The sequence below is a fragment of the Klenkia sp. PcliD-1-E genome (genome assembly GCF_024124375.1).
Taxonomy (GTDB): domain Bacteria; phylum Actinomycetota; class Actinomycetes; order Mycobacteriales; family Geodermatophilaceae; genus Klenkia.
This window is the reverse complement of record NZ_JAMXRZ010000141.1, coordinates 1-9,522: the sequence shown is the minus strand read 5'-3', so window position 1 is coordinate 9,522 and position 9,522 is coordinate 1. Positions and strand designations below refer to the sequence as shown.

Annotated in this window: 8 protein-coding genes; 4 read left to right on the top strand and 4 right to left on the bottom strand. The window is 75.7% G+C overall.

The window, feature by feature from the left end; all coding sequences use genetic code 11:
- Nucleotides 1–190 (top strand): hypothetical protein (locus NH342_RS20020; protein WP_253017608.1); only part of this gene is annotated, 190 nt, incomplete at its 5' end.
- Between the two features lie 64 nt (nucleotides 191–254).
- Here NH342_RS20020 and NH342_RS20015 read toward each other — a convergent pair.
- From NH342_RS20015 to eccD, 4 genes are all read right to left on the bottom strand, one after another.
- On the bottom strand, nucleotides 255–551 hold the full coding sequence (locus NH342_RS20015) for a WXG100 family type VII secretion target (RefSeq protein ID WP_253017607.1): 297 nt from the start codon (nucleotides 549–551) through the stop codon (nucleotides 255–257).
- A gap of 28 nt (nucleotides 552–579) precedes the next feature.
- Entirely contained in the window at nucleotides 580–882 is a 303-nt protein-coding gene (locus NH342_RS20010; protein WP_253017605.1) for a WXG100 family type VII secretion target, read from the bottom strand.
- Between the two features lie 174 nt (nucleotides 883–1,056).
- Nucleotides 1,057–2,484 (bottom strand): type VII secretion protein EccB, encoded by a 1,428-nt coding sequence (gene eccB, locus NH342_RS20005; RefSeq protein ID WP_253017603.1) that lies wholly within the window; start codon nucleotides 2,482–2,484, stop codon nucleotides 1,057–1,059.
- A 12-nt stretch (nucleotides 2,485–2,496) separates the two neighbouring features.
- A complete protein-coding gene (eccD, locus tag NH342_RS20000; protein WP_253017601.1) occupies nucleotides 2,497–3,885 on the bottom strand; it encodes a type VII secretion integral membrane protein EccD in 1,389 nt (462 codons plus the stop codon).
- Between the two features lie 89 nt (nucleotides 3,886–3,974).
- Between eccD and eccCa the strand changes: the two genes are divergently transcribed.
- The 3 genes from eccCa to NH342_RS19985 all read left to right on the top strand — a co-directional run.
- Entirely contained in the window at nucleotides 3,975–7,937 is a 3,963-nt protein-coding gene (eccCa, locus tag NH342_RS19995; protein WP_253017599.1) for a type VII secretion protein EccCa, read from the top strand.
- Nucleotides 7,938–8,022: 85 nt separating this feature from the next.
- Entirely contained in the window at nucleotides 8,023–8,793 is a 771-nt protein-coding gene (locus NH342_RS19990; RefSeq protein WP_253017597.1) for a hypothetical protein, read from the top strand.
- Nucleotide 8,794: 1 nt separating this feature from the next.
- Nucleotides 8,795–9,522: WXG100 family type VII secretion target (locus NH342_RS19985; RefSeq protein ID WP_253017595.1), on the top strand; the 728-nt coding region annotated here is incomplete at its 3' end.

Below are 9,522 nucleotides of genomic sequence, written 5' to 3'. Positions count from 1 at the left end.
GACGACGGCCGTGCGCTGGTCACTGGGCCTGCTGGCCGCTGCCGCCGCCGTCGGCCTGCTCGCCGTGCTGGTCCCCCGTCTCCGCCGCCGGCGCTGGCGGGCCGGCGCGCTGCCTCCGCCGCCCCGGGTCGAGCGCGACCCGGAGTTCGTCCCCGGCGAGGCGCTGTTCCGGGCACCGCCGCTGCCCTGACCCCGGACGCAGGACGGCCGCCCCCCGCGAGCGGGGAGCGGCCGTCGAGCAGCTGCGGGTCGGCTCAGCCGGAGACGATGCCCACGTTGGTCTGCTCGGTGGACTGCGAGGTCTCCGCCGAGGAGGCCAGCGCCGTCTGGAAGGAGATCAGGGCCTCCTTGATCCGGTCGGCCGCGGAGTTCCACTGCGCCTGGCGGGCGCCGTAGGCGACCTGCGCGTCGCTGGTCCAGGTGCTCATCAGGGAGTTCACCTGGTTGTTGACGTCGCTCAACGAGGAGTCGAGGCCGGAGGAGGCGCCGTTGACGAAGCCCGCGGCCTCGTTCTGCAGCAACCAACTGACCTGGTACTCGCCACCGCTCATGTCTGCTCCCTCTTCTCGATGCGCCGGGTCAGCGGACCAGGCCGCTGGTGATGCCCGTGGTGAGGTTCTCGACGCTGGTCATCTGACCGCGCATCTCCTCGTCGCTGCGGGTGTAGTTGGCACCGGCCTGGCCCACCGACGCGGCGATGGCACCGAGCGCGGCGTTCATGTTCGCGCTCTCGGTGTTCACGGTGTTCTTGACCTGCGCGAACGCGGTCGCGAACTGGCCGCGCGACTGGGACTCCAGGGTCGCGAGCTGGTTGTTCAGGTTGCGGAAGAGCGCGTTGAGCTGCTCCGCGGCGTCCGAGGCCGACCGGGCGAAGGTCGCCATCTGCTCCGGACTGGCGCCAGTTCCATCTGCCATGTGTTCCTCATCCCTCCAGAACGGCCGGGTGGAGTCGACCGGGTCGGACCGTGGTGACGCCTGTGGGGCGTCGGTGAGCACGGCGAACGGTACTGGACGGGGCCGGAGCTGGCGAACCGCCGTCCAGCGGTCCTGCGGGCCTCAGCCCGCGCCGCGGGCCAGGTCAGGGCTCAGCGGCGGGCCCGCCGGCACCCGGGCCACCAGGGCGGCCGGGAGGGCCACCGGGTCGACCCCGGCGTAGCCGAGCACGCCCGCGACGGCCTCGTCGGGCACCCGGTAGGCCCGTCCCTGGTCGGTCACCAGGAACAGCGGGCCGTCGGCCGCGGAGTCCGACTCCTGGGCCCGCACCAGCGCCCCGCCGCCGGCCGGGACGACGACCGCGTCGGCCAGGACCGTGCCGTCGGCGGTGCGCTGCTCGCTCAGCGCCGCGCCCGAGGCGTCGACCTCGGCCCCCAGGGACACCTCCGGCCGCTGGCCGACGCCGTCGAAGGCGGCGCACACCGTCTCGGTCGCCGACGACACGGGGAGCGTGGGCGGCTGCTCGTCCGGCGGGTCGAGCGGGCCGGGCTCGGGCAGCGGCACCAGGGTCGCCCCGTTGGTCTGCGCCGGGCTGACCGGCAGCGCGGTGGGCGGTGCGCCCCCGTAGGCCAGCGCCGCGAGCGTCGGGTCGGCCAGCAGCAGGTCGGCCTGCACCCGGCTGATGCCGACCAGGCGGTCGGTGGCCACCTGGTAGTACAGCTGCCCACCGGACTCCGACTGCACGACCACCACCTGCCCGGCGACCGCGCCCGGCAGCGCCGTGGAGGGCTGCCCGCGGTCGGCGACCGGCTGCGGCGCGAGCGGGGCACCCTCGGGGAGACCGGACAACCACGCCGTCCCGACCTGGACCTGCACCTCGTCGCCCAGCGTCAGCCCCTGCAGCACCGCGCCCTCGTCGGGCACCGGGTACTGCACGCCGTCCCGGACGTAGTGCAGCGTGCCGCGGTCGACGTCGCGGGCCAGGAAGCCCGCGTCGCCGGCGCCGCGCCCGCCGTCGGCCGTCCCGCCCACGACGAGGGCGGTGCGGGTGACCTGCTCACCGCTGGCCAATTCGACCGGGACCGCGCACAGCGTCCAGGGCGCCCCGACCAGCTGGTCGGCGGCGGGGACGGCGTCCGGGGCGCCGTCGATGCCCAGCGCCTGCCCCCGCGGGGCACCGGCCAGGGAGGCCCGGGAGACCTCGACGACGTCCGACGTGCCGGCCAGCAGCGCGGCGGAGACGAAGTTGCCGACCGGGTGCAGGTGGAACACGCCGGCCTGGTCGGGCAGCCAGACGAACCGGGCGCCGGTCTCCTCCATCACGACGACGGCCGGCTGGTCCTTCCACCGGTCGTTCCCGCCGGGCGAGACGACCCCGACGACACCGGCGACGGCCAGGGCCAGGACGGCGACCATGACGCTGCCGAACACCGCCCCGCCCATCCGGCGCAGCGGGCTCTGCGCGGGGTCGGTCTCGCGCAGCACGACGCCGGACACGACGCGCTTCACCAGGAACTGGTAGCTCTGGTACAGGTCCCGCCTGCTCGCCACGGAGGACCCCGGTCAGCCGTAGAGGCCGCGGACGTAGCCGTAGAGCCCGAGCACCGCACAGGCCACCGGCACCACGGCCAGCACCAGGACGACGTCGAGCACGTCGGCGACCCGGCCGACGTAGGGGCCCGGCGCGCGGTGCCGGAAGACCAGCCCGGCGGCCACGGCCAGCCCGGCCACCACGACCAGCGCGGGCACCGCCCCGGCCGCGACCCAGGGCTCGGGCAGCCCGCCCGCGGCCACGCCGAGCGCCAGCGCCGGCAGGAGCCCGCCCAGCAGCAGCGGGACCCGGTGCCGGGCGGCGGGGAAGAACCGGGCGCGCAGCAGCGAGACCGCCGCGACCAGCCCGACCAGCCACAGCGCCGACGTCCGGCCGCTGGTCAGCAGGACCGGGGTGGCCAGCACGGCCGCCGCGGCACCGCCGCCGAGCATGCCGGTGAGCAGCTCGTCGGTGCGGCGCACGCGGGCCTCGACCCGGGCCCGCCCGACCGGCGGCGGGTCGGCGAGCAGGTCCTCGGTGGTCGAGGGCAGGGCCGGCACCGGCAGCTTGCCCAGCCGCAGCGACAGCAGCGGGGCCAGCGGCGCGAGCACGACGACCAGGACGGCGACCACCGCGGCGGCGTCCGTGCCGTCGACCGACCCGGCCCGCGCCAGCAGTGCCGCGACCACCCCGAGCACCCCGACGACGACGCCGCCGACCGGGTACTGGGTGCGGCCGGCCACGGCGACCACGCCGACGAGGGAGACCAGCACCAGCGCCACGGCGGCGGTGAGCACCTGCGCGGGGCCCAGCGCGGACAGCGGCTGCTCGCCCAGCCCGACCAGGCCGCCGCCGACGGCGGCCGCCACCATCGCGACGACGGCCAGCGCCGTGCCCGCCTCGGCGTCGGAGGCCAGCCGGGCCAGCACGACACCACCGCCCAGCGCGACCAGCGCCAGGCAGAGCGCGACGACGCCGGCCAGCGCGTGGTCGGGGCCGGTCCCGGCCAGGCCGAGGGCCAGCAGCAGGGCGGCGCACGCCACGGCCACCCCGGTGCGGCGGGTGGCGGCCGGGCCCCAGTCCGGGCTGGCGGCCCGCGCGGAGCCCGCGATCGCGTCCACGACGTCGTCGTAGTCCAGCTCCGGCCAGTCGTCCTGGCGGGCCACCAGGTGCAGCACCTCGCCGTCGCGCAGCTCCTGGGCCGCCAGCGAGCGGGCCGGGTCGACCAGCTGCCCGTCCACCCGGCGCAGCACCCAGCCGCCGTGCGCCTGGCCGTCGTCGGCGAGCCCCTCGCCCGCGTTGCGGAGCAGGGCCGGCAGCAGCTCGGCCACCGGGACCGCGTCGGGCAGGGCCACGTCCACCCGGCGCAGCGGGGAGGCCACCGTCACCCGCGCCAGCCCACCGCCGACGGACCGCGTCACATCGCACCACCCATCCGTCGTCGGTCCAGCGGCCCGCATCCGGGGCGGCCCATACGATACGGACCACTCTCGCGGTGAGGAGGAACCCGATGAGCACCGTCGTGCTCCGCCGCCAGCCGCGGCGCGAGGCCCCCGAGCTGCCCAGCGGCGAGGTGGTCCTCGACCCGCCGCCGGAGATCCCCACCGGGGGTCGGCGCTGGGGCCAGGTCCTCATGATGCTGCCGATGCTCGCCGGCGCCGGGGCCATGGCGCTGCTGTTCACCCAGGGCCGCGGTGGCCCGCTGGGCTACGTCGCCGGCGGCCTGCTCGGCGTCTCGGCCCTCGGCATGGTCGCCATGGGGCTGGTGAACGCCGGCGGCTCGGGCAAGCGGCAGCTCGCCGAGGACCGTCGGGCCTACATGCGGCACCTGGCCCTGCAGCGGCGCAGCGTGCGGCGCACCGCGCAGGCCCAGCGCGAGGCCATGCTCTACCGGCACCCCGAGCCCGACCAGCTGTGGGTCACCGCCGCCAGCCACCGGCTGTGGGAGCGCCGCCGCGAGCACGCCGACTTCGGCGTGGTGCGCATCGGCCGCGGCCCGCAGGCGCTGGCCACGCCCGTCGTCCCCCCGCAGACCCGGCCGCTGGACGAGCTGGAACCGCTGTGCGCCAGCGCGCTGCGCCGCTTCGTGCTGACCTACTCCGTCGTCCCCGAGCTCCCCGTCGCGATGGCGGTCAACGGTTTCGGCCGGGTGCACGTGCTGGGACCGCCGGCCCGCCGGCGGGCGCTGGCCCGCGCCGTCGTCGCCCAGCTCGCCGTGCACCACAGCCCCGACGACCTGCTGGTCGCCGTCGCCGCGGGCACCGAGGAGCGGGCCGGCTGGGAGTGGACGAAGTGGCTCCCGCACGGCCAGCACCCCGAGCGCACCGACGCCCTGGGCCGGCTGCGGCTGGTCTCCCCCACGGTGCCGGCGCTGGAGGCCCTGCTGGACGACTTCCTCGCCGTCCGCCCACGGTTCGACCCCAGCGGGTCGGGTGTGCCGGTGCCCGGTCCGCACGTCGTCGTCGTCCTGGACGGCGGTGAGGTGGCCGGCTCCAGCCACCTGATGACCGACGGCGGCGTCGAGGGCGTCACCGTGCTGGACCTGAGCACCCCACCGCCCCGTCTGCTGGACCGCGGCACGCTGGTCCTGGAGGTCGACGACGACGGCACGCTGCGCAGCCGGACCACCGACGGCACCGCCGAGATCGGCCGGGCCGACGAGCTGGCCGGCCCGCTCGCGGAGTCCCTGGCCCGCCAGCTGGCCCCGTTCCGGCTGTCGGCCGGCAGCCGCGGCGGCGACGCCGCGCTGAGCACCGCCACCGGGCTGGCCGACCTGCTCGACATCGCCGACCCCTACGGCTACGACGTCGAGCAGGGGTGGGCACCCCGGCCCAACCGTGACCGGCTGCGGGTCCCGATCGGGGTCGGGCCCGACGGCGCCCCGGTCGAGCTGGACCTCAAGGAGTCCGCGCAGGACGGCATGGGCCCGCACGGGCTGCTGGTCGGGGCGACCGGCGCCGGCAAGTCCGAGCTGCTGCGCACCCTGGTGCTGGCCCTGGCCGTCACCCACGACAGCGAGACGCTGAACTTCGTGCTCGTCGACTTCAAGGGCGGCGCGACCTTCACCAAGCTGGACCGGTTGCCGCACACCAGCGCCGTCATCACCAACCTCGCCGACGAGCTGCCGCTGGTCGACCGCATGGTCGACGCCATCAACGGCGAGCTGCTGCGCCGCCAGGAGCTGCTGCGCTCGGCGGGCAACTACAGCTCGCTGCGGGACTACGAGCGCGCCCGCACCTCGGGCGTCCCGCTGCCCCCCGTGCCCACGTTGCTGATCATCTGCGACGAGTTCAGCGAGCTGCTCAGCGCCAAGCCCGACTTCATCGACCTGTTCGTGCAGATCGGCCGCGTCGGCCGCTCGCTGGGTGTGCACCTGCTGCTGGCCAGCCAGCGCCTGGAGGAGGGCCGGCTGCGCGGCCTGGACACCCACCTGTCCTACCGGATCGGGTTGCGCACCAACTCGGCGATGGAGAGCCGGGTGGTGCTGGCCGCCCCCGACGCCTTCGAGCTGCCGCGCGCGCCGGGCCACGGGTTCATGAAGTACGGCACCGACCCGCTGGAGCGCTTCCGCGCCGCCTACGTCAGCGGTACCTACAAGCGGCCCACCGAGCGCCGCGAGGTCGGCGCGGCCGCCGGTCCGGTCGTGCACACCTACGACACGCAGTACCTCGCGCCGCCGGTGCCGGCCACCCCCGCCGAGGGCGAGGCCGAGCCGGCGCCCGACGAGGGCAGCGCGGTGGGCGAGAGCCTGCTCGACGTGCTGGTCGACCGCATGGAGGGCCGGGGCACCCCGGCGCACCAGGTCTGGCTGCCGCCGCTGGCCGAGCCGCCGTCGCTGGACCAGCTGCTGCCACCGCTGGTGGAGCACCCCGACCGCGGCACCACGGTGGACGCACCCGACCAGTGGGGCGGTCTGCGGGTCACCGTCGGCGTCGTCGACAAGCCCGCCGACCAGCGCCGCGACCCGCTCGTGCTCGACCTGTCCGGGGCCGGGGGCCACGTGGCGGTCGTCGGCGGCCCGCAGTCGGGCAAGAGCACCGCGCTGCGCAGCCTGGTGGCCTCCCTGGCCCTGACCCACACCCCGCGCGAGGTGCAGGTCTACGGCCTGGACTTCGGCGGCGGCACGCTGGCCGGCCTGCGCGAGCTGCCGCACGTGGGGAGCGTGGCGGCCCGCAGCGACACCGACCAGGTGCGCCGCACGGTGGCCGAGCTGCAGACCCTGCTGGCCCGGCGCGAGCTCGCCTTCGCCCATCAGGGCGTCGACGGGATGGCCACCTACCGGCGCCGGCTGCGGTCCGGCCAGGTCGCCGACGATCCGTACGGCGACGTCTTCCTCGTCGTCGACGGCTGGCTGACCGTCCGCAACGACTTCGAGGACATCGAGGCCGCGGTCACCGACCTGGCCGGCCGGGGGCTGTCGTACGGCATCCACGTGGTGGTGTCGGCCGGGCGCTGGCTGGACCTGCGCCCGGCGATCCGGGACCTGTTCGGCACCCGGCTGGAGCTGCGGCTCGGCGACCCGGGCGATTCCCTGCTGGACCGGCGGACGGCGGTCAACGTCCCGGCCGAGACGCCCGGCCGCGGCATCACCGCCGACAAGCTGCACGTGCTCACCGCGCTGCCGCGCATCGACGGCGAGCAGGGCACCGAGGACCTCGCCGACGGCGTGGCCGGGCTGGTCGACGCCGTCAAGGCCCGCTGGCACGGCCCGGTCGCCCCCGGCGTCCGGTTGCTGCCGGCCCTGGTCGAGCACGGCCAGCTGCTCGCCGACCCCAACCGCGGCATCGCGATCGGCATCGCCGAGGGTGACCTGTCCACGGTGCACCTGGACATGCAGGTCGAACCGCACCTGGTGGTGTTCGGCGACGCCGAGTGCGGCAAGAGCACGTTCCTGCGGTCCTTCGTGCGCCGGGTGACCGACCAGTGGACGCCCTACCACGTGCGGGTGCTGACCATCGACTTCCGGCGCAGCCTGCTCGGCGCAGTGAGCGAGGAGCACAGCATCGGGTACGCCACGTCGGCCCCGACGGCCCGCGAGATGGTGGCCGAGGTCGCCCAGGTCATGCAGGGCCGGCTGCCCGGTCCCGACGTGACCCCGGCCCAGCTGCGCGACCGCAGCTGGTGGGACGGACCCGAGCTGTACCTGGTCGTCGACGACTACGACCTGGTCGCCGCGGCCAGCCCCAACCCGCTGACCCCGCTGCTGGAGTTCCTCGCCCAGGGCCGCGACGTCGGCCTGCACCTGGTGCTCACCCGGCGCAGCGGCGGCGCCAACCGGGCGCTGTTCGAGCCGGTCCTGCAGCGGCTGCGGGAGCTGGCCACCCCCGGCATCGTCATGGACGGCGACAAGGGCGAGGGCGCGCTCGTCGGCGCGGTCAAGCCGGGCCCGCAGCCCCCGGGCCGCGGCTGGCTGGTCACCCGGCGGCGCGGCACCGAGCTGGTCCAGCTGGCCTGGCTGCCCCCGGAGCTGTGAACCGGCGCCGAGCGGCGGACCGGCCCGGCCCGGTACTCTTCCCGACGCGCGACGCGGGCCACCACGACGAGCACCGGGAGACGACATGAGCGAGGGCACGTTCGCCCGGCCGGACCAGATCTCTGACTTCGGCAAGAAGACCGTGGAGCAGTCCCAGGACCTCACGTCCGGGCTGAGCAGCTCCATGACCGGGGTGATGTCGGCCAACATCGGTGGGAGCGGCTTCACCGAGGCCGCGCTCGCCCGCTCCCGCTACTCCAGCCTGGCCGCCTCGGTGCTCCAGCTGACCCAGGACGCGGCCCGTGGTCTCACCGCGCTGGGCTACGCGGGCATCACCGTCGCCCAGAACTACCGCGAGGGCGACTCCGAGCAGCAGGTGCTGATGAACGGCGTCGACGCCGCCTTCACCCCCGCGCCCGGCCAGGACTCCATCGGCCGGCAGGTCGCCCAGGCCCAGCAGGCCGCCGCGCGGGCCGAGGCCCAGCGCCGCGTGATGCTCCGCCGGATGGGCGAGGACCCCGACGACCACGGCACCTACGAGGACGGGTACCGCCCCACCCCGACGGTCACGACGACCCCGGTGGCCGCCTGCCCGGCGCCGACCCCCACGCAGCAGGTGCAGGCCCACGACGAGCAGGCCCGCGAGGACGGCTACGACGACCAGGAGGCCATCGACCTCCGGTCCGAGCGCGAGGAGCGCGAGCAGGCGGCGGCCACCCCGACCCCCACCCCGGGCTACGCGCCGACGCCGACCGCGTCGGGGTCGATGAACTCGCCGAGCGGCAGCAACGGCACCGGCGTCCCGACGGCCACCCCGGGGCCGTCGCCCACGCCGTCGCCCACGCCGTCCTCCTGACGTGCCGGGCGACTTCGGCTACACGCCCGAGGGGTACCAGCCCAGCTACGACGTCGACCGGTCCAGCTACAACCAGGCGACGCAGGACGCGGCCAACCCCGAGGACTACACCATCAAGCAGCTGTACCCGATGGTGGTCCAGATGGAGGACCCGGAGAGCATCCGGAAGTCCGCGCAGGCCTGGACGTCGCTCGCCCAGCTGCTCCAGACCCAGCGGGACACGCTCGTCCGCCGGGGCGAGGCGCTGCAGGACGACTGGGACTCCGACGCCTCCCGGGCCTACCTGACCCGCGTCGGGCAGACCTCCTGGTCGCTGCAGCAGTGGCAGCAGGCCGCCGAGCAGAACAGCCGGACCCTCGACGACCTCGCGGGGATGATCGAGACCTACCAGACGGCGATGACCCAGCTCTGGCGGGACTACGAGCAGCGGACCGCCGAGCTGCAGGACGACGACGAGAACGGCGGCTTCTTCGGCCTGGAGCTGGAGGACATCGGGGACAACCGGCACGAGGAGAACCTGCGGCACTACACGCAGCGCGCCCTCGACGAGGTGGTCAACCCGCTGATGACCGAGTACGCCGTGGCGTCCGCGCGGCTGTCGGAGGCCCCGGCCTTCACCGGCCCGACCGACGCCCCGGTGCCCAGCGACGCCGCGATGGCCGGCGCCTACGGCCTCACCCCGCCGGGCACCCCGAGGGCTCCCGGCGCCCCCGGCGCACCCGGCGCCCC

Coding starts and splice junctions, on each gene's coding strand:
- NH342_RS20015 (WP_253017607.1), bottom strand. CDS start 551: ATGAGCGGTGGCGAGTACCAGGTCAGTTGGTTGCTGCAGAACGAGGCC.
- NH342_RS20010 (WP_253017605.1), bottom strand. CDS start 882: ATGGCGACCTTCGCCCGGTCGGCCTCGGACGCCGCGGAGCAGCTCAAC.
- eccCa (WP_253017599.1), top strand. CDS start 3,975: ATGAGCACCGTCGTGCTCCGCCGCCAGCCGCGGCGCGAGGCCCCCGAG.
- NH342_RS19990 (WP_253017597.1), top strand. CDS start 8,023: ATGAGCGAGGGCACGTTCGCCCGGCCGGACCAGATCTCTGACTTCGGC.